The sequence below is a fragment of the Enterobacter sp. PL_is511 genome (assembly GCF_055816065.1).
In genome coordinates this window covers 238257-258167 of sequence record NZ_JBVPGP010000017.1, presented here as the reverse complement: position 1 = coordinate 258167, position 19911 = coordinate 238257, and the positions used below count along the sequence as shown (strand labels likewise).

Genomic DNA, 19911 nt, shown 5'->3' with positions numbered 1-19911 from the left:
ATTACCCCGCATCTTTCAGTTCAAAATGGCCGTTTTCCAGATCGACATCGGTACGAAACAGAAACTCCAGCGGGTAAGGCACACACCATAAACGCCCTTTGATCTCGATGGAGAGCACGTTGTGCAGATCCAGAGAGGAGGTATCCGACACGCAGCGGACCTGCAGCCCCTGCGGCAAAATGCGCGGTTCAAAATTGATGATGGCCTCGGTGAGCTTGCGCTGAATATCGTGCCATTCGATGTCCGACATTCTCTTTCCGGCCAGCGGCGCGACGCCGAAGTTAACCACCGAGCGGCTCACGTGCGGTAACGCGCTCAAATCACCGGAGGCATCGTGGTTGATGGTATTAAACAGCCACTGCAGATCGCGCAGGACATTGCGGCGCAGGGCGGCATGGGTGATCAGATTGCTGTTGGCCGACTCGCGCTTTTTTTCCGGGTCGTTATCAGTGAGGCGATCGAGCAGCGAAGGCTGCATTTTGTCGCGCGCCCCCACCTTCTCCTGCTTGCTGCGGGCTTGCCAGCCGCTGCGCAGCAGATCGCCTTCGCCAGCGGGATTACTCATCGGCTCCATCCGTCGCGAACGTCACGAGGCTCAAGGACAGCAGCGGGCTTTCGCTTTGCTCGCTCAGCCAGGCCTTCTGGCCCTGGCCTTCATACAGCGTGCCGTCAGTATCGAGCGGGTGCCAGTCGGTGGTGCGCCCCAGTTTGACCGCATCAGAGGCGTCGTCTGCAAACGGGTAACGCGCCGGGATCTGACACACCTGTTCCGTTCCGTCGGTCAAGCGCACCAGCGCGTGACGCCAGACCAGATCGGTGACGCTGGCAGGCGCCTGGAAACGGATCTCCGCGATAGCGCTAAACGGCAGCCAGAAATAGCGGCCGTTCACGATGGTTTCGCAGACCGGGCCGAGACGGGCGTCGCCGTCCATCAGCCAGTCAAAAGCCTGCGTCTCCTCATTTTCGAGGGCGATATGACCAGGGTTTGCCTGAGCCTGTTCAAGCGCTTCAAGACGCAGCGCCCGGGCGCGCTCGCCCTCCTCGCTCAGCGCCGCGGCAAGGGTAGTCAGCCACGGCCACTGGGTTTCAGGCATGGCCGGACGCGCCTGTCCCGCCATCACCTGCGCGCGCTGCAGCTCGCCCTGGATGGACTGCTCCAGCAGCGTGACGGTGGGTTTCGCCTGCGGCTTCAGCGCCAGCCAGCTTTTCAGCTGGGTCAGGGCGCGCGTCCAGTTGCCGCTGAGGGTTAAAAACTGCACGAACGCGGCGCGGAGGTCGGCATCCGCCGGACGGGCTTTGATTTCAGCTTCAAGGCGCGCGAGCGCGTCGTTGAGCGACTCACCCGCCAGGTGTTGATAGAGCGTATTCATAGCCATTCCTTAATTCGCCGCGCGCCATGCGCCGACGGCCGGATCGCGCAGCTGAGGACGCAGGGTGTCAATCAGAACGATATTCAGCGGAGTGCCGGGTGCCACCCAGGCGCTCCAGGTTTTTTTCACCGCCGCGATACGCGCCTGCAGCTTTGCATCATCGCTGGCGGTTTCACGGGAGATCTCCACCGCGACCGTGCCGTTGCTCTTCCAGCTGTTCAGGGCGTTGTCGTAAGGCAGGATCATCCAGCTCTGGTCGCTGTTTGGGGTGCTGAATACCATGCGCTCTTTGTTGACGGAAGTGATCAGCGCGTTTTCCGGATCGGCGCTTTGATTCAGTCCGGTCACCGGGAAGCCATGAATGTAGGTCACCGCCATCTCTTTCTGCCCGCCGTTGCGGGACTGCGACACAACGGTGTGTCCGCTCAGCCAGCTGCCGTTCCCGCAGCGGGTGGTGTCAGAATCCGGAATAAAGAGCGCCGGAGCGGAAGCGCCACCTTCCCAGAAGGTGCGCAGGTGGCAGCCGTCCTGCAGGGTGAATTCCTGCCACGGCGTGCGGTCGGCCGCGACAGTGCGGGATGCTGCGTTCTGGTCTGGCGGCAGTAACGCGCCGCTGGCTGGGGTTGCGGTGACGGTCGCAGCAGGTGCGGCCTGCTCCTGTTTCACCACCAGCGCCCAGTCCTGCGCTTTGCCAGCCGTGCCCTGCGCCAGCGTGGAACCCGCCGGATCGTTGAGCGTCCAGCTAAGCTTATTCACTTTGCTGCACTGGTGTTCCAGCAGTGAGCCAAGACGCGGCACAAAGTTCTCCAGCACGGAGACGTCTTTCTTGCCGTTTGCCACAATGCGCAGCGCCACCTCAGGCTTACACCAGCTCTGCGGCGTGTTGTCTTTGATGTTGTCGATCCAGATATCCAGCTTCTGCGCAGGAGACTGCACGATGCGGAAATTTTCAGCCTGAGCGGTGGAGGTCGCCGCCAGAAGTGCCAAACCCGATAGCCAAAGTTTCATATCGTTCCTTGTGTGTCTAATCAGTTCCGCAGGGAAGAAATTGTGCTGCGTCAGAGAGGGTGTGCAGCAAAGTGGTGTCCTGAGGGTTGCCCATCCATACCGCCAGGGCAGTATAGTTATCCTGAGCATTCCCCTCCTGTTCGCCATTCTTTTGAATGATTTGGTTCATTAAGGTCAGCCACTCCTGCGGCGTATTGACCATATGCAGCGACTGCTTCATTTGCTCTTCGCTGACGCCGTGCCAGAACCCGTCGGTGCACAGTAAAAAGGCATCGCCGTCCTCAACCTGCACCACGTCGCTGTAGCTCGCTTCCGGCCCGCCGTTTTCAATCCCCAGCGCCAGATAGAGCAGGTTGCTGTTCAGGTTGTCGGTCTGGTGCCCGGCATCTTTCATCTGCTGCACCAGGCTGTGGTCGGTAGTCACATGCCACAGCCATCCCCGGCGAAACAGGTACAGGCGGCTGTCTCCGGCGTGCGCCCAGTAGGCCAGCCCGTAATCACGGTCAATGAACAAGCTGACCAGCGTCGTGCCCATCCGGCGATAGTCCTGCACGGCCTGCTGCTCGCTGAGGATCGTGCGGTTCGCCGTCTGCACGTAGTCGCGGATGTGCTGCGCATTAAGATGTTTGTCGCCATCGAAGCGGGAGATAATGCTGTTGCGGGCCAGCGCTGCGGCCACCTCGCCGCCCGGCAGCCCCGCGATGCCGTCGCAGACGACAAAGCAGGCTGAACGTTCCCCTATGGTTTCTCCCGTCTGATCCTGGTTGCTGGCGCGCGTCCCCTGGCGGGAGAGAGAAGCCGTTGCGATATTCATTTGTCTTCCGATCCGCTCTGTGAGTCTTTGTACTGATTGACCTCCATGTCATACGCATGAAGGAAGGCCTCGCCGAACAGGGTGTGGAAGTCATCCTCAATCTCGCCCGCCGTCTCGCCATAGCTGCGAACAAAGTAGTCCCACAGGGCCGCTTTACGGCTGCCCGGCAGCGCCAGACGAGAGGTCATCCCGTTCTGCTTCGCCTGCTCTTCCAGCTGCTCCGGGTTAAAGGACTGCAGCATCGCGGCAATAATGGCGCGGATGCCGGAGATCATGCCCAGCTGGTGCGCCTGCAGATCGATCAGCGCGTCGCGCACCGATTTGGTCGGCGGCATAAAGCCCGGCATCGGTGTGCCGAACATCTGGATCAGCACGGTTTTGCCGGTCGGCAACAGCTTGAACGGGTTGTTGGCATCGTCCAGCACCATGGTCATATCGGCTTTCACGCCGCGCTTGAGGATGGAACGCGAGGAAAGCAGCGCCACGGTCCCCTGAGAGAACATGCCGAGGATCTGCCCCAGCTGACGCATATTTTCACGGTCAAACTGCGGGACGGGCTGCATTTCGCTCAGCCCCATCCCCTCCAGCAGTGCCTCCAGCAGCTCACCCTGCAGCACTTCGCCCTTCTCACCGCTGTTTGCCGTGGTGGTTGGCGAGGCGGCGTTATTGACCGGGTCGATGCGCAGGCGGCCCTTAGGGGCCTGAGCACTGCTGCGCGCAACGGCCTGTGGCGTTGGCATGGTGAAGCCTGCGTAATCCGGTCGCGCGGGCTCTTCTTCAGCACGCGGTTCTTCCTGCGGCTCAGGGGCGAACAGCGGAGAATCGGCCAGCACGTCCTCTTCCTGTTCAGGTTCAGGTTCCGGCACTGGCGCAGGCTTCTCGGCAATAATGTCATCCGGATGGGTTAGTGGCGCGCCGCCCATCAGCCCGAGCGGGTCGTCATTACGCGCGGCTGGCGCGCTGGCCTTACCGCCAAACAGGGCCAGCGGATCGAGCTCATCCGTCGCCTCTTCTTCTGGCTTCACGGGGCTCGTCTCGCCCGGCGGCACCAGCGTTGACGGGGTGACGTCGTCAAAAATACTCTCTTTTTTGAACAACGCTTCGTCGCTGAACAGCGTGTCCGGGTCGACATGCTTACGCTCGAGTTTTGGATCGCTGTCGTTGAACATCGCCAGCGGATCTTCGGCGTTACGCTCCGGGGCCGCAGGCTGGGAGAAAGGATCGTGCGATGCAGCAGGCTGCGTTTTTGTACGGTTGCTGGAGATGCTGTCGGAAATGGAGAACTCCTGCATCAGGCTATCCCAGATCTCCGTTGGCACGGCGGTCGGCTCGGCTTTCCCGCGCGGTGCGGCACTTGCCGGTTTCGGTTGAGAAGCTGGGGCGGTCGCGGGTGCGGCTGTCGGACGCGCCTGCTGGTGCAGACTGGCCGCCATACGGCTCACGGGCTGGGTATCGTGGATCAGTTCGGTCACTTCGATACGGTAGTCATCAATACCGAGAATGTCGCCATCCTGCAGTTCAACCTGACGCCCTCGCTCCAGCGGAATGTCATTTAATACCACGCGGGTGACGCTGCCGCGGTTGGTCACGCGGCATTCGCCCTGGGCGTCCACGTGAACAATGGCCTGCAGACGAGAGATGGTGCGGTCATTATCCGGCAAAACCAGATTGTTATCCGTACCGCGCCCAATGGTGCCGCCCGGGGCGTAAAAATCACAGCTGCTTTGCGGCGGCTGATGACCGGGTTTCGTAGAAATAATCGTGAATCGCATGGCGTATTCCTGCTGGTATGATTAGCGCTCAAACGCTGCCGCTCTCAGGACGAGAACGGCGGCGTTTGGGGCCGGATTCCATTGATTCTATTTTGCGGTTTTGAGCGGACGAATCGCGTCGCTGTTGGCGATTAAGCTGCACTTTAAAACCTGATATTGACCCGGTTCGGTACCGCCTACTTTCTCTTTCAGTAAAGAAACAATCACCTTGTCAGCTTTTTCAAAATTCTCAGCAGGGAGATTGCTTGCTTCCAGCCATGCGGCCGCGCTGGCCTCTGCATCGCCTTTCAGACTTTTACTGTCCGCAATCTTACTGATGCATCGATTTTGCACCCAGTTTTCAAAGATTTGTTGCTGAGAAAAAGCGCTGACATCAGGCAGGGTTTGGGCATAAACAGCAGAGGCATTTATAGCCAATACCAGCAGTAATAAACGTTTCATTTCAGGCTCCAGAATGTTGCGTTGGTCGGAATAAACGAACCATTACCCGGTGAGCCCAGAAAATGGCAATCATCAGAGCAAATATTACCATTCCAGAGTGTGACATGCCCGGTTGCGTCGCTCCAGCCGTGCCCGGTAAAGATGATAATGCCTTGTTTGCCTGCAAATTGCGCAGGAGTGGGAGAAGAGACAGACATATCGGCATTGCCCAGTACCGTGGGTAGAAATGCAATCATATCTTTAACGCGGAACATATAGCGCTTTTTGTCGTTTCCGGTCACTGTCGCATATTTACTGTTAGAAGGAATAGGAATGCCACAGTAATTTAAAACGTAGCTCATACGAATTGGGCAGGCATTTTTAAAAATACCGGCGTCGATATTATGCTGAACTTTTCCACCCAACAATTTGCCAACCTGTTCTACGCTTACGTTCACTTCTCTGAATCTGTTCCAGGCGGCACCAAAAGCAGGACGCATTTGAGACATCTTGTTTCTCCTTGATAAGAAGCTCCGGATAAAGTGAGCCCTTTCGGGCCCACTATTATTACGCTTCTTTGTTCTCTTTGATGTTCCAGCCAGCGCTGCTTTCAGCACCTTTACCACCCGACGTGGTCTGCTCCCAGTACTGCTGTTTCACTTTCGCAGCCTGGAATGCATAGGTCACACCAACGGTGTCGCCGTTGTCAGCACCGGTGTACTGAACAGAGGTCACCAGCACATCTTCCAGCGTGATGCGGGAGTATTCCACCTGCTGGCCGCCCGCTTTACAAACGGACAGTTCAACTTTAGTCAGGTGTTTACCGCTGGCGCAGTGTTTCAGGATAGCGGTGGTGGATTTGTCGATCAGCGCGTTAACGTGCAGGTCGTTAAAGTTAACTTTACCGGCACCGCCGCCACCGCCAACGCTCATATTACCTGGCTGGGAAGCGCCCCAGGAGAAGGAGGTAATATCAGTCCAGCCGGTGTGGTTAGAATCTTTCGATTCGCCCGTAACACCCTCGACCTTCAGAAACATATCAATAGCCATAATATCTACTCTTCGTGGATGAACAATATTGCTTTCGAAAAAGCACTTATATGGCAAACAGGAAAGCATGGGGCTGAATAAAACCGTCCATATTTTACCTCTGCCTCATATCAAATGACCCGTGTCATTTGACAGTCTTACATTCCCCCTGAATGAACGGAAAGAATGTGAAGTCTTTTACTACTCTGGGTTATCCTGGATCCAGCTACGGTCAGGATCGCCAATGATGACCTGCGGAACCAGTTTGTTCAGTTCGTCGCTATGATAAAGACGTATACAGTTTAAGGTTACGCCTTTGACATCGGGTTTTCGCTCTGAATGAAAACCATTAATTTGATTTTTATATTTTTCGATGAGGGCATTCACTTTATCCGTGCCATTTTCAGCATCAAAAGGTATCCACTCAATAAATGCGCTCGCACTTCTGGCCGCATCAGCAGAAAACTGACTGCCTTTATCTGCCACCTGAGCAAGACAGCGCGCCAGAACTAAATCTTTTAAAACCTGCCGGTATGTTTGCTGCTGATAAAAATCAGGATAGTTATTTCCGGCACACACATAAAAGGTCATAAATACGAGGAAAAAACAGAAATGTTTCACCTTATATCCTTTGCCATCGGCCCCACAGCGCATCAGCTATCCAATTCCAACCGGTTCAGCAGTGGAGCGTTCTATAAGCCAGTCCGATGTTGACAGGGGCTTAATTCTCCCATTGCATCGGTAATGATTTCAGAAGCCCGCTGTTTGCTCTCCTGCTCAGATAAATGGGCAAAGCGAGAGTAAAGAAATTCATGAACCGTATTGGGCAAAACCGGATGACCTTTACACCAGGCCTTCCCCTCTGATGCATCAACCACGCCTAATAGATACATATCCGCCTTAATGCGCTCGCGTTCATTCGTTTTTGAAAGCCAGGCACTGGCGAAGCGCGCTGCGCTGAGATTGAAATCGTACCCCGTTAATGAGCCCGGGTCGCGAAGCAAATTTGACGTATCATCCTGCGGTAATGCTGTTGCGTCAGGATAAGAATAATTTCCCGTTTGTGCTTCAGCCAGAGACGCGATAAACAACAAAACGATTGCAAACAGGTTTATTTTATTCATTGTAATATCGCGTTAGTGGAATGCCTTAATTAAATATAAGCCAGCACGAGGTATTAACGTTTCTCTTTCCATTTCTCTGCAACAACGTAGATACCTATCGCTAATGCATTAAGTCCAGTACATAAGAATCCATGCATTGCGATTTGCGGGACATCTTCTGGCCAGTCAAAGATAAACAGATAGTAGCCGGATACCGTCACAAACAGCATGAATGAAATAATTAACAACGCATAAACCATTAAATAGATGATGAATTTTCTTGTTATCGCTTTCACAGGTAAATTCATTAGCTATCTCGTACTCACAATAAGGCTGCCGGCCCCAGGAGGCCGGCTATCTGCATCACGCGTCTTTCGTCTTCAGCGACGGCAGTTTAGATACCAGACGCAGAGAAACGGTCAGACCTTCCAGCTGGTAGTGTGGACGCAGGAAGAACTTCGCGGCGTAGTAGCCCGGGTTGTCTTCAATCTCCTGCACCTGCACTTCCGCAGCTGCCAGCGGTTTACGGGACTTGGTCTCCTGAGAGGAGTTCGCCGGGTCACCGTCGACGTAGTTCATGACCCAGTCGTTCAGCCAGCGCTCCATCTCTTCGCGCTCGCGGAAGGAGCCGATTTTGTCGCGCACGATGCACTTCAGGTAGTGGGCAAAGCGGCAGCAGGCGAACAGGTACGGCAGGCGTGATGCCAGGCGCGCGTTAGCGGTCGCATCCGGGTCGTGGTACTCCGCCGGTTTCTGCAGAGACTGCGCGCCGATGAAGGCGGCAAAGTCGGAGTTTTTGCGGTGAACCAGCGGCATAAAGCCATTTTTCGCCAGCTCGGCTTCACGACGATCGCTGATGGCGATCTCGGTCGGGCACTTCATGTCCACACCGCCGTCATCGCTCGGGAAGGTATGGCACGGCAGGTTTTCCACCGCCCCGCCGGACTCCACGCCGCGAATCGAGGTGCACCAGCCGTACTCTTTAAAGGAGCGGTTGATGTTGGCGGCCATCGCGTACGCGGCGTTCGCCCACGAGTAGCTGTTGTGGTTCGCGCCGTCGGTCTGCTCCTCAAAGTCAAAGCTGTCGACCGGGTTGGTGCGAATACCGTACGGCAGGCGCGACAGGAAGCGCGGCATCACCAGGCCCAGATAGCGGGCATCTTCCGATTCACGCAGCGAACGCCAGGCGGCGTATTCGGTGTTCTGGAAGATCTTGGTCAGGTCGCGCGGGTTGGCCAGCTCCTGCCAGGACTCCATCTGCATCACGCCCGGCGCGGTACCGGTAATGAACGGACAGTGCGCCGCAGAGCCGATGCGCGCCATTTCACCCAGCAGCTCAACGTCCTGCGGGCTGTGGTCGAAGTAGTAGTCGCCCACGATGCAGCCAAACGGCTCGCCGCCGAACTGACCGTACTCCTGCTCGTAGATTTTCTTGAAGATCGGGCTCTGGTCCCAGCCCACGCCCTTGAAGCGCTTCAGGGTACGGCCCAGTTCCTGCTTGGAGATGCTCATAAAGCGGATCTTCAGCATCTCGTCCGTTTCAGTGTTGTTCACCAGGTAGCTCAGACCGCGCCAGGCGCTCTCCAGCTTCTGAAACTCTTCGTGGTGAATGATCTGGTTCACCTGCTGCGACAGCTGCTCGTCGATACCGGCAATCAGGTTCTGAATGGTACGGTAGGTATCGTTCGAGAAGGTGACGGTATTTTCCAGCGCCTGCTGCGCCAGGGTTTTGACCGCGCTTTCGACGGCGGAGCGGGCCTGATCGGTTTTCGGGCGGAATTCTTTGTTCAGCAGCGCGCTGAATTCATCCTGGCTGAACGCCTGACCCGCCTGCTGCTCGTGTTGTTGAGTCTGGTTGCTCATCGATTATTCCTCGCTACCTTTCGCGCTTTCGTCATTTTTCGGCAACTGGCTCAGGGATTTGAGCAGCGTCGGATCCTGCAGAATTTTAGCGATCAGCTCTTCCGCACCGTTTTTGCCGTCCATGTAGGTCAGCAGGTTAGAGAGCTGGGTACGCGCTTCAAGCAGCTTGTTCAGCGGCTCAACCTTGCGGGCCACCGCATCCGGCAGGAAGTCGTCCATGCTGTCGAAGGTCAGATCCACGTTGAGCTTACCTTCGCCGGTCAGCGTGTTATCCACCTGGAACGCTACGCGCGGCTTCAGCGCCTTCATGCGTTCGTCAAAGTTGTCGATGTCGATTTCGAGGAATTTACGCTCGTCTACGGCCGGCAGGTTTTCCACCGGTTTGCCGACCAGATCGGCCATGACGCCCATCACAAACGGCAGCTGAATTTTACGTTCTGCACCGTAGATCTCTACGTCGTACTCGATCTGCACGCGGGGAGCACGGTTACGTGCGATGAATTTCTGCCCACTGTTACTCATTGCCATGATGTTCTCCATCAAAGATGCGCGGTGAAGGTGAAACGGCAGGCTCCATGCCTGTCGTCATAATGCCTGGACGCGCTATTCGCGGCGCCCAAAGATGTTTTCCAGTTGGTTAACGCCGTCTGGCGCCAGGTCGCGAATAATGTCCATAAAGTTAAGTTCTGACAGCCGCTGCACCCGTTCAATCATCAGCGGTGCGGGGTGGCTCGGTTCGTACTGCGCAAAATACTGCTTCGCTTTTTCCAGCATCAGCTGCGCGTCGGCGCGGCTGGTGACCTGTACGCTTCGCCAGTCGGTGACCGGCTGAGCGGGCTGCGTTGCCGCCGATTGCTGCCCGGCCTGTGGTTCTGCCTGCGCCTCACGGTTCGGCAGCAGCTTGCTGATGTCGGTCACCTGACACGCGCTGGCTACCAGTCCGACGGTTTTCAGCAGCTGCTCCATCTCGGGCACGCCGCTTTCACCGAGATGCCCGGTGAGCAGCTCGCGAATCGCCAGCAGCCGTTCGTTAATGACGATAACCGCTGCGGTTCCCGGCTGGTCGCCGCGGGCCAGCTCGTCAATCAGCCGTGGGCGGCCGCCGGGATAGTCCGGACATTCCGTCTTACTGCCGTCCAGCAGGGCCTGGGCATCCCGGAGCGAAATTTCATCGCCGTTTGAACGCAGAAGCGAGGCGTTTCGCACGGCGACGGTGAGGTCGGATTTATCGCTGAGCCCCGCCAGGGCGTTAATGCGATAGAACGGATCGGTTTCGCCATACTCTTCCAGCAGCGGATAGAGCGGTTCCCAGTAACGGGCGATCGCCTCCTGCACCAGCAATAATCCGTCCGCGTAGCCCGCCAGCCCGCGGCGGCGCGTCCAGGCATGGGTTAACGCCAGCAGGACGCGAAGATCTTTGGTGCGGGTCAGCAGGCTGGTGGCGTATTTTTCTACCGTATTCCAGTCTGCGGGCTCTGCCGGGATAATGGTGTCGCCAAACTGCTGTTCCGCTTTCCCAAGACTTGCCTGATTCATGATCTGGAAGTCGGCGTCGTACTCCAGGTTTTCGCCGCAGGGCTTGTCGGGGCTTATTGGCGCGAGAAATTCTTCGATATTCATAAGATCCCTGCTTATTCAAACATGGGCGGATAGAGACCGTGACGCCCCGGACGGGCGCCCCCTGCCGGGTCGAACAGCAGGGTGAAAAGCTGCCCGGTAAAGTTACCGCTGTGCACGTGGGTGTATAGCGGGTAACCGTCGCAGCGGTTGGTCCACCAGTAGCTGGTCTGACGCAGCGGATCAAAACACTCGGCCGCCTGAGGCCAGCCCAGCGTGCTCTGACCGTCCTCGTCATAGCCAATCACATCCAGGATGTCAGAGCGCTTTTGCGGCTCGACGGGCTGCGGCGCCGGAATGGTCATCAGCATCTCATCCAGCTGCGAGGCGGAAAAACTGTTGCGCACCGCGTGCAGCCCCAGGCGCCCAATCTGCTGGTACCAGCTTTCGGCCTGGCTGAGCAGGCTGGTCGACCACTCTGACGGGGCGAAGCTCAGCTGAAGGCAAACCGGGTACTGTCGGCCAACGCTGTCGCGGCCGGGCAGCAGACAGCCCATCTGGATCATCTGGCTGCCCAGCATGGGCGGTACCACATAATTCCAGACTGGCGCTTTCTGGAACTGGCGCTCGCCGCTGCGCTGCTCTTCCTGCTGCCAGGCCAGCAGACCGACCTGAAACCAGTGTGACCACTGGCGCTGTAAAGTGTCAGGAAAGCGACGCTGCAAAAAATCTCCGGCGCTGGGTAATTTGCCATACCAGCTGTAGCGGTTCATCGCAGGGGTATTCGTCATACGGCTGTCCTTGCGGTTATGGGCATGAGAAACGGGGAAGCTGGAACGGGTTGCGAATGCTGTTTGGCGCAAACTCCAGCGTGACCTGATGTCCGTCGACGTTGAAGGTGGCCTGACGGCTCAGGCTACCCGCGCCCGGACTGGTGCTCGCTTTATCGAAGAAGCGGTTGAGCGCCCAGGCGCCGTTGGTGACCAGCGTCGCCGTGCTGCCGTTCGCCAGCCCCAGCTGCATGCGTACCTGGTTGGTGCCGCCCGGCCCCGGCCAGTTCATGATCTGCACGGCCTGCGGACCGTGGCTGTAGCGCAGCAGCTGGCCGTCAACGTCCAGGGTCAGGTTCAGAATGGTGTTATCCATTCGCACAGTGCGAACCGTCACCTTGAAGGACGGCGTCGTTGCGCCATTAGCAAAGAAGGCGTCGCGAATCGACTGGGCCTGCTGGAACGGCCTCAGCAGCCCTTCACTTCCCGGCAGCGTTTTACCGTCGATGCCCGGCATAAAGCGCCAGTTGGCCTGCGTGGTGTCCACCTTATTGGTCAGATTGTCGCGGAAGAAAGCGTCCATCAGCCCGGTACCCGGCGCAAACATGCGCGCGAGATCGTCAGGGGTGACCTCGGTGCTGGCGCTGCGCACCAGCGGGTAGCGACCGGCAATCGCCTGACGGCAGAAACCGCCCACTTCAACGTTAATTCGCTTACGCACGTTTTCCAGATCACGACGCTGGGTATCGCTGCTGGCGCCCACCGCCATGTTGCTGAACATGGTTTGCAGCCCGCCCGGCAGACGACCGGCGCTGGCCTGCAGACGGCTGATCGCCTCCCCACCCGGTGCCGGCATACCGCTGTTGGCCGCGTCCTGGACGGCGGTCAGGTAGCGATAGAGTTCATCCACCTGCTTGAGAAAATCATCAAACACGATGGTCTTCCCCCCCTTCTCCAGCGGCTGCGCCAGCTCAATCATCGGCGCATAGTGGTCGGTGACCAGCTGTTCCGGCGCCTGGGTGACCACGGCGGCCTGGGTCGGCGCTGCGTCACTGTTGCTGAACAGGGCTTCCAGCGTACGGGTAGCGCGGTTGCTTTGATCCTGCGCTTTGCCTGCATCTTCTGGCGCTGGCGCATTGCGTGACAGCGTCAGGACCTGGCTCAGGTTCTGCACCAGACGACGCAGCGGCGAATTGCCGCCGGAGAGCAGGCGCGCGGTGTTGATGCGCTGGGAAAGGTCGGCGCTGTTATTGAGCTGAATGTCGGCGAGGAAGCGATCCCAGTTGGCGATAAAGTCGCGCATGTAGAGCTGGCGCACGGCGTTATCGATCTGCTGTTTATCCTCCTGCGCCGTCGCGGCCCCCAGCACCCAGGCGTCATCCTCGTGCAGGGCGGTGGTCACGCTGTCAATCTGGCCGTTAAAGCTTTTCCAGTAGCCGTCCGGCGTATACAGACCCGGTACGCCTTCGCTCACCGGCTTGCCGCTTTTGCGGGAAAATACCAGCTCGCTCTGCGGTCCGCCCAGGTCGGAAAGGGAGACCGGCTTCAGGTTGTCATCATGTTCCAGCAGGCGCTTGAGGCGACCGTATACGCGCGTGGAGAGCGGCTGCTGGTTGATCATCGCTCTTTCGCGGGCAACCAGAGATTCATCCTGCGCGTACGGCGAGGCCTGAATTTTCGGTTCCAGCAGCTGCGTCAGGTGCCATTCAAGCTGCTGCAGCTGCGCCTTCGTGACGTTCTGCGGCAGATTCCGCTGCAGATTGAGCATCACCCACGAATGCAGGAATTTGCCGTCATAGTGCTTCGGCTGATACAGCATCTGATAGGCTTTCAGCGCTTCATAGCTGTATTCCACATCGCTGCCGTTGTCGTTGCGCAGCCAGGTAGTGATGTGCATGGCAACGGCAGGGAGCAGCATCTGATCCAGCGCTTTCTGGTACAGAGACTGCGCGGCATCGCTGACGTCATCCCCGCGATAGAGCCCCATACGGCGGGATACGGGCGGATCGTTCACATCAAACGCGTCGCTTTTCGGCAGGTCAACCAGCCCGTTCAGCAGCGGCAGCAGATCGAACAGATCGCGCTGCGGCTGGTTCTGTAACGCTTTGCTCTGCTGGTCGAGCAGCGGCACCTTCGCATCCACCTCTGCCAGATAGGTTTTGTTCTTGGCATAGCTGGTGAGCCACAGACCGCCGAGGATAACCAGCAGGGCCAGCAGCGCCGCGTAGCCGGACCAGATCACCGCCCGGTTGCGCAGCTCCCACCAGCGGTTTTCCCCGGCGATCCCGGCTTCCTGGAAGATAACGTTTTGCAGCAGGTTCTTAATGAAGAAACTCTGGCCTTTAGCACCCGGGATAGGCGCTTCTTTGCTGACCGAATCCCAGTTATCCGCCTCGCCCCCTTCCGGCAGCGACAGGGCGCGATTCAGTTCGCCCATCACGCGGTCGAACGGCATGCCTTCCTGCGTCCCGCTGGCGAAGTAGATCCCGCGCGGAGAGAACTCGGTTTCGAAGTTGGAGCGGGCAAAGACCGTGCTCAGGTAGTCTGCCAGCAGCGGACGCAGCGCGGCGAACTCCTGCGGGAAGAGATACGCTTCTGCGCGGGTTTTCGCGTCATGCTCTTTCAGCATGGTTTCCGGCAGCCCGGCATCAAGGCGCTGCTGTAGCAGAGAAAACTCCTGCTGGAAGTTGCCCATCAGGTCGTAATCAGCGTGTTTGGTTTGCTCCCACGGCAGCGTAAAGCCCCAGATCTGGTCGCGCTGGGCTTTATCGTAGTCGGCAAACCACGCGCGGAAGCCTTTAAGCAGGTCGGCCTTGGTCACCATCACGTACACCGGGAAGCGGATACCCAGCTGCTCATGCAGCTCGGACAGACGCTGGCGCAGGTTCACCGCCTGCTGGCGGGACGCCTCGGCGGACTGGGTGAGCAGGTCAGAAATGCTGATGGTGATGATGACGCCGTTGATCGGCTGGCGGCGGCGATACTTACGCAGTAACCCCATGAACTCCAGCCATTCGCCGGCGTCCTGCACCTGCTCGCTCTCCTGGGTGGTATAGCGGCCCGCCGTGTCCAGCAGCACCGCCTCATTGGTGAACCACCAGTCGCAGTTGCGCGTGCCGCCAATGCCCCGCAGCGCGGTCTTACCGAAACGATCGGCCAGCGGGAACTGCAGCCCGGAATTGACCAGCGCCGTGGTTTTACCGGAGCCCGGCGCGCCGATAATGACGTACCACGGCAGCTGATAGAGATATTGCGTGCTGAAGCGCTGCGTCCACTGGGCGCCCTGGCCCGCTTTGCTGAAGTGCGCTTTTTTAAGCATCTGCGCGGCTTCATCAAAACGGCTGGCGAGGATCTGCTCCTCGCTGTTCAGCCGCTTCTGCGGATCCGCCGCTTCCGGGCTGGCGGTATTCTCCTTGAGCTTGTCCATCAGCTTGCGGTTCAGCCAGGCGTTGTACAGGCGCGGCAGAATGTGGCCCTGCGCCCAGAGCAGATAGACCACGGCAATGCTGATAATACGGTTCTGCTCAGACTCAAGCGGTCGAGTGTCCACGATGGACAACAGGGGACCAATCATCCAGATCACCGCCGCCAGCGCCGTGACGCCGAGGAAGCTCCACAGAATGCGGTTGGTCAAAATGGAAAGAAGTGTAGTCAGCATTCCTTAGTTTCCTTGCGGCAATCCGTTCAGCTCAGCCTGAGTGTTTTCAGGCGACACCAGCAGAGTAATTTCCACACGGCGGTTACGGGCGCGATTTTCAGGCGTCGTGTTCGGCGCCACCGGGTTAATCTCGCCCCGCCCTTCCGCTTTCACGCGGCCAGGCTGAGAGAGGCTTCCCTGCAGCATTTTCTGTACCGAGCGGGCGCGTTCCAGAGAGAGTTCATAGTTAGAGGCAAAGCGCGCGCTGCGGATCGGCACATTGTCGCTGTAGCCCACCACCAGAATTTTGCCGCTGACGTTATTCATCGCCTGCGCAATGCGGTGGATGACCGGTTCATAGCGGTCACGCACGACGGTAGAGGCAGAAGCAAACAGCCCGTCGCCCTTCAGGATAACGACGCTGCGATCCGCTTCGTCTTTCACCGCGACCAGGCCAGCCTCGATTTCAGGTTTCAGGAAGCCGCGCAGGTTCAGCACAGCCGGAAGCTGACGCGCCGGTTGCTGAATAGTGGTTTCCGGCAGCTGGGACTGATAAATCTTCGCCAGCACCGGGTTGGTGTTATCGCCAAGACGCCAGTTAAGCACGATATAAAACAGGCAGGCGATAAACCCGGCCAGCGCCACGCAGGCCCACAGGGGAACCATCGGCCGCCAGAGCTTGCGCAGCACCGGACGATCTTCCGGATGGGGTGAAAGCGGCGGCGGATAGCTGCCGCGCACGCCGCGGATCATCTGCCACAGCCGCTGCTTGATGGTTTCAAGCTGGGTGCGGCCGTTATCCAGCACCCGATAGCGTCCTTCGAAGCCCAGCAGCAGGCAGTAGTTGATCATCTCCAGCAGCAGAATGTGCTCGCGCGGGTTTTGCGACAGGCGCGCCAGCAGCTGGAAGAACTTCTCGCCACCCCAGGTTTCGTTATGGAACGTCACCAGCAGACCGTTGCTTGACCAGACGCCGCTGCTGCCCCAGGGGGTGAGCGCGGCGGCCTCATCGAGCGCCGTACACAGGCAGTAACGAGCCCCGACGATCACTTCGTAGGGCAGTCCCGCCTGCTGGCAGCGGACTTCGAAACGGCGAATCTCATCAATCAGGCGCTGGCGTAACGCCACCTGATCGTCATGGGAGATCGAGTGACGGATCTGCGGAATCGCATTGAGCAGCGGATTGGCGGCCGCCACCAGCTGATTGTTGCTACTGGCTCCGGTAAAGGCGGCATCACTGCCGGTGTCCTGTCGTTCCTGCATATTAAGCGCTCGCTTTATTATTCTGTCGGGCTACGGATGGCCCAAAACTCCATATCCAGCCCCGGGAATTCCCCTGCAAGATGCAGGGCGAATGCACCGGACTTATCCATCTCGTGCCACAGCTCGCTGCCCTTCTCCAGTTCAAAGTAGCTATAGCCGGCATGCCACGGGATCTGCGGCGGCGCGACCGGCATGGCGCGCAGCATAATGCCCGGCAGCTGAAGCTGAACCAGATCGCGGATTTTCGAGACCGGCGCGACCTTCATCTGCGCCGGGAAATGGGTTTGCAGGTGTTCGCCTGGCACGTTGGCTTTAACCGCCAGCACGAAGCCGAACTCACGCACCATGCTGGTTTCAGGCACCGTGGCGATGTTCAGGCCGTGAGAGCGTTCGTTAAGCGGCAGCTGAATCGCGTGGTCTTCCATCACCAGCGACAGCCCCTGACGCAGCATCAGCATCAGCTTGCTGAAGCAGTTTGCCAGATCGTCATGATCGTAAATCGGCAGCACGCTTTCAGCGGTACGCTGGGACGTCCAGGTGGCGAGCTCGGTCGCGAACGGCAGCCAGCTGCGCCAGAGCGTTTCTGGATGCAGCAGCGGGAGGGTTTTTAAATGAGAAACCTCGCCCAGATGACGGTTAACCAGCGACAGCAGCGTGAACTCAATCAGCTCGGAGGTATTAAAGCGACCGGGCTGGCGCAAACGACCGCCAATTTGCTGGCTGCGCTGTACCAGCAGACCGTGCAGATCGTTGATCATGCTGTAGATCTGCGGGCTGTTGTTGGCGTTGAGCATCGGCGGGATGTAGCTGTTGTCGAGCCGCACGTGGTTGTCGTTACGCTTCTCGGTCACAAACGCCACGCCGATGGCGGTCCACTCTGCCGTGAGGTCTTTTTCCAGCATCAGGGTCAGACGCAGGCGGCCAAACTGGACGGTGGCATCCCCCACCGACATGGCGTTATCGTCTTCCACCTCTTGCTCGAAAGCGATGAAGCGCGCCAGCGAGGCCGGTTCTTCGCTAAAAATTACCTCTTCTCTCTCGCCACGACGTACCGGCAGCGCAAGCACCACCTTTTCGTTAGTGAGATTGTCAGGAATTTTCAGCGGTGCAGGGCCGTTGCGCCCGTTACGTACCTGGAAAAAGGTGCCGTCCGGCAGCAAACCGCTGCAGTAGCTCAGGGCAATGCATCCCTGACGAAGCATCGCTTCATCCAGTTCAACGTCGAGAAAGCCCCAGAGATACGACCGCTGTAGTGCGCCCCATTCACGAACATGGTTGAGCAGATAGCTTTCAGTCCGCTGAAAATGGTGTGGACGCAGGAACATGCCTTCGGTCCAGACGACCTTTTCTGCTTTCGTCATGATGATGTGTTTCCTGTTTTGAAGCGCGTTACTGGCTGATGACACGAATGCCGTTCACGTCGAGAAAAACGTTGGCCTGAAGTTCATCTGCGGACCATTTCCAGAACTGGTAGATATGATTTTCGCCAGGCACAGGCAGAGGGAGTGAAACGCGCCATTTTTTGCCATCCAGCACCTGATACTCCGCCATCACGCCGATGTAACGGGCCTCCGGAGAGCTTTGCCCGCTGAGGGTTTTGGACAGCTGTCCCGGCATCAGGAAGAACACGTCGCTGTTCAGCAGATTCGCGCCAAGCGTGGCTGACGCGTTGTTCTGCAGGGAGTAGAAGTCGCTGGACATGAAATCCGCATCGGATTTCAGCAACAGCACCCGGACCTTAAGCGGCGCAGATTCATTGATTTGTGGATGAGCCTGAAACTGCAGATTGTAGCGGGAGGGGTCGCTGTGTGAAGACGACGTACAACCACTGACCAGGGCGAAAATCGCCGCGTAAAAGAATAACCACAGCTTATGAAAATTTTTATTATTCATAAAAATGCGCTCATGAAAGCCGTTTAGTTCAGGATCCAGGTACCGTTAGCGCTGTCTTTGCAGGCTTTGCTGTTGCCATCGACATCGACACAGGTCGCTTTTTTACGCGCCTTTGGACGAATGGCCTGTTTACGCACGGCGGCGTCGTACTGGTCGGCCTTGATGACGGCGCGCATCGGGACGTAACCAATCAGCTGATCGTTGCCTTCGTCGGCAAGCGCCATCCAGTAGTGTTCAACCTGCCCCAGCACCACGTACGTTTTTCCGGTCTCGAGATTACGGATAACTTTGCCGCCGAAGTCAGGTCGGCTCATCAGGGAAGCCGGATACATGGCACGATACGGCTCGTTGACCGGCGTGAACTCCGTCGGCGGCGTCACAGCGTGACGGTGGGTTAAGGTAACGCCGTTGACCTGGATGGTCTCGATCGTATCGTCATTGATCACAGGTTTTTGCGGCGCTTTACAGCCCGCCACCGCCATTACAAACAGAAGTGAAAACAGTACGCGCATTTTCATATGCTTTTCCGTAGCGATATTTCGATGATGGAGATAAGGGGATGAAGTTTGACTTAAGTGCTATTGTTAAAATAGCCAGGATATTTTCGGGGCGTTACTATGTTAAGGGCATAGCTACCGCACGAGCCCTTCAGAATAAGGCCCAGCATCTTCCTGACATATTTTGACAAACGGTAAGCAAGTTTACATGAGCTTCGCATCAATTCAATATTTACCGCCGCGTAACTGTTGGTAAATGAAGCAGTCGGAAAATTATAGGATTAATCCTATGAAAAAAAACGATTTGCCCAACCCTTTCTTATTTCCTCACTGCAAAACCACATAACATGATGTTTTATATATCAAAAACACAAAAGAGAACCACTTTCATTAACGCAATAACGCTATTATCGCCACTACCATAATTAGTAGAATTCGCGTTTTTTTGATGTCAAAGGAATATATCGATGATGAATTATTTGTTGCACTAACAGGGTATCTTTAATATTGAACACGCTTCATCACCTGGGTGAGAATATTTCACTTATGCAGCGCTACGTTAATTTCACGTCGCAAAAAAACTGTATATTCGCGCGGTGAAAATTCCACCGCCAGGTATACCTTATATCTGTTATTCATTAAGCATGAGTAAACCTTTCTGTCATTCTCTCAGTTGAAAAATGCGTCCGGGGGTCCGCCAGCCACGAATCGTGGCTATATTTCTCACGCATCAGCTTCATTCGAAGTTTTACTGGTGCTACATCCTTCCTTACTCACCGCCATCTATCTCGCCTACCGACCGATAGATAAGATTTATTATTAAAATGATAAAATTTCGTTATAATTTCTTTAAATATTTAAACATCAAATCACATAAATCGCTGTAATAAAAAGAATTTAAGATAAGGCACTTTC

The 19911-nt window shown here is 57.1% G+C and carries 20 protein-coding genes; all 20 read right to left on the bottom strand.

Going from position 1 to position 19911, the window contains the following annotated elements:
• Position 1: 1 nt before the first annotated feature.
• The gene (tssE, locus tag AC0TN7_RS05030; RefSeq protein ID WP_024909842.1) at positions 2–565 is read right to left on the bottom strand and encodes a type VI secretion system baseplate subunit TssE; all 564 of its coding nucleotides are present in this window, start codon (positions 563–565) and stop codon (positions 2–4) included.
• Positions 558–1370, bottom strand: a complete 813-nt coding sequence (locus AC0TN7_RS05025) for a type VI secretion system accessory protein TagJ (protein WP_024909841.1) — start codon at positions 1368–1370, stop codon at positions 558–560. The genes tssE and AC0TN7_RS05025 overlap by 8 nt, the downstream gene beginning before the upstream one ends.
• A 9-nt stretch (positions 1371–1379) precedes the next feature.
• Positions 1380–2378, bottom strand: a complete 999-nt coding sequence (locus AC0TN7_RS05020) for a hypothetical protein (RefSeq protein ID WP_024909840.1) — start codon at positions 2376–2378, stop codon at positions 1380–1382.
• Positions 2379–2394: 16 nt separating this feature from the next.
• Positions 2395–3192 (bottom strand): PP2C family protein-serine/threonine phosphatase, encoded by a 798-nt coding sequence (locus AC0TN7_RS05015; RefSeq protein WP_008502637.1) that lies wholly within the window; start codon positions 3190–3192, stop codon positions 2395–2397.
• Positions 3189–4964: a type VI secretion system-associated FHA domain protein TagH gene (gene tagH, locus AC0TN7_RS05010; RefSeq protein WP_473701883.1), complete on the bottom strand. Its 1776-nt coding sequence runs from the start codon at positions 4962–4964 to the stop codon at positions 3189–3191. Before tagH ends, AC0TN7_RS05015 begins: the two co-directional genes overlap by 4 nt.
• 87 nt (positions 4965–5051) lie before the next feature.
• Positions 5052–5405 carry a T6SS amidase immunity protein Tai4 family protein gene (locus tag AC0TN7_RS05005; protein WP_024909838.1) on the bottom strand — a complete coding sequence of 118 codons (354 nt, stop codon included), beginning with the start codon at positions 5403–5405 and terminating at the stop codon, positions 5052–5054.
• On the bottom strand, positions 5402–5893 hold the full coding sequence (locus AC0TN7_RS05000; protein ID WP_032645536.1) for a type VI secretion system amidase effector protein Tae4: 492 nt from the start codon (positions 5891–5893) through the stop codon (positions 5402–5404). The genes AC0TN7_RS05005 and AC0TN7_RS05000 overlap by 4 nt, the downstream gene beginning before the upstream one ends.
• 58 nt (positions 5894–5951) lie before the next feature.
• The gene (locus AC0TN7_RS04995) at positions 5952–6434 is read right to left on the bottom strand and encodes an Hcp family type VI secretion system effector (protein ID WP_008502640.1); all 483 of its coding nucleotides are present in this window, start codon (positions 6432–6434) and stop codon (positions 5952–5954) included.
• Positions 6435–6614: 180 nt separating this feature from the next.
• The gene (locus AC0TN7_RS04990) at positions 6615–7034 is read right to left on the bottom strand and encodes a T6SS amidase immunity protein Tai4 family protein (protein WP_024909836.1); all 420 of its coding nucleotides are present in this window, start codon (positions 7032–7034) and stop codon (positions 6615–6617) included.
• Between the two features lie 71 nt (positions 7035–7105).
• Complete coding sequence (locus AC0TN7_RS04985; RefSeq protein WP_024909835.1) at positions 7106–7537, bottom strand: Rap1a/Tai family immunity protein; 432 nt, start codon at positions 7535–7537, stop codon at positions 7106–7108.
• Between the two features lie 53 nt (positions 7538–7590).
• Complete coding sequence (locus AC0TN7_RS04980) at positions 7591–7812, bottom strand: hypothetical protein (RefSeq protein WP_473701882.1); 222 nt, start codon at positions 7810–7812, stop codon at positions 7591–7593.
• A gap of 67 nt (positions 7813–7879) precedes the next feature.
• Positions 7880–9379 (bottom strand): type VI secretion system contractile sheath large subunit, encoded by a 1500-nt coding sequence (gene tssC, locus AC0TN7_RS04975; protein ID WP_014884232.1) that lies wholly within the window; start codon positions 9377–9379, stop codon positions 7880–7882.
• Positions 9380–9382: 3 nt separating this feature from the next.
• Positions 9383–9907 (bottom strand): type VI secretion system contractile sheath small subunit, encoded by a 525-nt coding sequence (tssB, locus tag AC0TN7_RS04970; RefSeq protein ID WP_008502644.1) that lies wholly within the window; start codon positions 9905–9907, stop codon positions 9383–9385.
• Between the two features lie 75 nt (positions 9908–9982).
• The gene (gene tssA / locus AC0TN7_RS04965) at positions 9983–10999 is read right to left on the bottom strand and encodes a type VI secretion system protein TssA (protein ID WP_024909833.1); all 1017 of its coding nucleotides are present in this window, start codon (positions 10997–10999) and stop codon (positions 9983–9985) included.
• An 11-nt stretch (positions 11000–11010) separates the two neighbouring features.
• Entirely contained in the window at positions 11011–11727 is a 717-nt protein-coding gene (gene tagF, locus AC0TN7_RS04960) for a type VI secretion system-associated protein TagF (RefSeq protein WP_024909832.1), read from the bottom strand.
• Positions 11728–11743: 16 nt separating this feature from the next.
• Positions 11744–15364, bottom strand: coding sequence for a type VI secretion system membrane subunit TssM (tssM, locus tag AC0TN7_RS04955; RefSeq protein ID WP_473701881.1), 3621 nt, complete (start codon positions 15362–15364; stop codon positions 11744–11746).
• Between the two features lie 3 nt (positions 15365–15367).
• On the bottom strand, positions 15368–16606 hold the full coding sequence (locus AC0TN7_RS04950) for a DotU family type VI secretion system protein (RefSeq protein WP_024909830.1): 1239 nt from the start codon (positions 16604–16606) through the stop codon (positions 15368–15370).
• Between the two features lie 17 nt (positions 16607–16623).
• Complete coding sequence (gene tssK, locus AC0TN7_RS04945) at positions 16624–17967, bottom strand: type VI secretion system baseplate subunit TssK (protein ID WP_024909829.1); 1344 nt, start codon at positions 17965–17967, stop codon at positions 16624–16626.
• A gap of 28 nt (positions 17968–17995) precedes the next feature.
• On the bottom strand, positions 17996–18499 hold the full coding sequence (tssJ, locus tag AC0TN7_RS04940) for a type VI secretion system lipoprotein TssJ (RefSeq protein ID WP_024909828.1): 504 nt from the start codon (positions 18497–18499) through the stop codon (positions 17996–17998).
• 23 nt (positions 18500–18522) lie between these two features.
• Entirely contained in the window at positions 18523–19017 is a 495-nt protein-coding gene (locus AC0TN7_RS04935; RefSeq protein WP_463727189.1) for an SH3 domain-containing protein, read from the bottom strand.
• Between the last annotated feature and the right edge of the window lie 894 nt (positions 19018–19911).

Bases quoted from the DNA above. Each gene is read 5' to 3' on its own strand.
- tssB (WP_008502644.1), bottom strand. From the start codon at position 9,907: ATGGCAATGAGTAACAGTGGGCAGAAATTCATCGCACGTAACCGTGCT.
- AC0TN7_RS04995 (WP_008502640.1), bottom strand. From the start codon at position 6,434: ATGGCTATTGATATGTTTCTGAAGGTCGAGGGTGTTACGGGCGAATCG.
- AC0TN7_RS05025 (WP_024909841.1), bottom strand. From the start codon at position 1,370: ATGAATACGCTCTATCAACACCTGGCGGGTGAGTCGCTCAACGACGCG.
- AC0TN7_RS05000 (WP_032645536.1), bottom strand. From the start codon at position 5,893: ATGTCTCAAATGCGTCCTGCTTTTGGTGCCGCCTGGAACAGATTCAGA.
- tssC (WP_014884232.1), bottom strand. From the start codon at position 9,379: ATGAGCAACCAGACTCAACAACACGAGCAGCAGGCGGGTCAGGCGTTC.
- tssA (WP_024909833.1), bottom strand. From the start codon at position 10,999: ATGAATATCGAAGAATTTCTCGCGCCAATAAGCCCCGACAAGCCCTGC.
- tssE (WP_024909842.1), bottom strand. From the start codon at position 565: ATGAGTAATCCCGCTGGCGAAGGCGATCTGCTGCGCAGCGGCTGGCAA.
- AC0TN7_RS05005 (WP_024909838.1), bottom strand. From the start codon at position 5,405: ATGAAACGTTTATTACTGCTGGTATTGGCTATAAATGCCTCTGCTGTT.
- tagF (WP_024909832.1), bottom strand. From the start codon at position 11,727: ATGACGAATACCCCTGCGATGAACCGCTACAGCTGGTATGGCAAATTA.
- AC0TN7_RS05020 (WP_024909840.1), bottom strand. From the start codon at position 2,378: ATGAAACTTTGGCTATCGGGTTTGGCACTTCTGGCGGCGACCTCCACC.
- tssK (WP_024909829.1), bottom strand. From the start codon at position 17,967: ATGACGAAAGCAGAAAAGGTCGTCTGGACCGAAGGCATGTTCCTGCGT.
- tssM (WP_473701881.1), bottom strand. From the start codon at position 15,364: ATGCTGACTACACTTCTTTCCATTTTGACCAACCGCATTCTGTGGAGC.
- AC0TN7_RS05015 (WP_008502637.1), bottom strand. From the start codon at position 3,192: ATGAATATCGCAACGGCTTCTCTCTCCCGCCAGGGGACGCGCGCCAGC.
- AC0TN7_RS04985 (WP_024909835.1), bottom strand. From the start codon at position 7,537: ATGAATAAAATAAACCTGTTTGCAATCGTTTTGTTGTTTATCGCGTCT.
- AC0TN7_RS04935 (WP_463727189.1), bottom strand. From the start codon at position 19,017: ATGAAAATGCGCGTACTGTTTTCACTTCTGTTTGTAATGGCGGTGGCG.
- tssJ (WP_024909828.1), bottom strand. From the start codon at position 18,499: ATGAATAATAAAAATTTTCATAAGCTGTGGTTATTCTTTTACGCGGCG.
- AC0TN7_RS04950 (WP_024909830.1), bottom strand. From the start codon at position 16,606: ATGCAGGAACGACAGGACACCGGCAGTGATGCCGCCTTTACCGGAGCC.
- tagH (WP_473701883.1), bottom strand. From the start codon at position 4,964: ATGCGATTCACGATTATTTCTACGAAACCCGGTCATCAGCCGCCGCAA.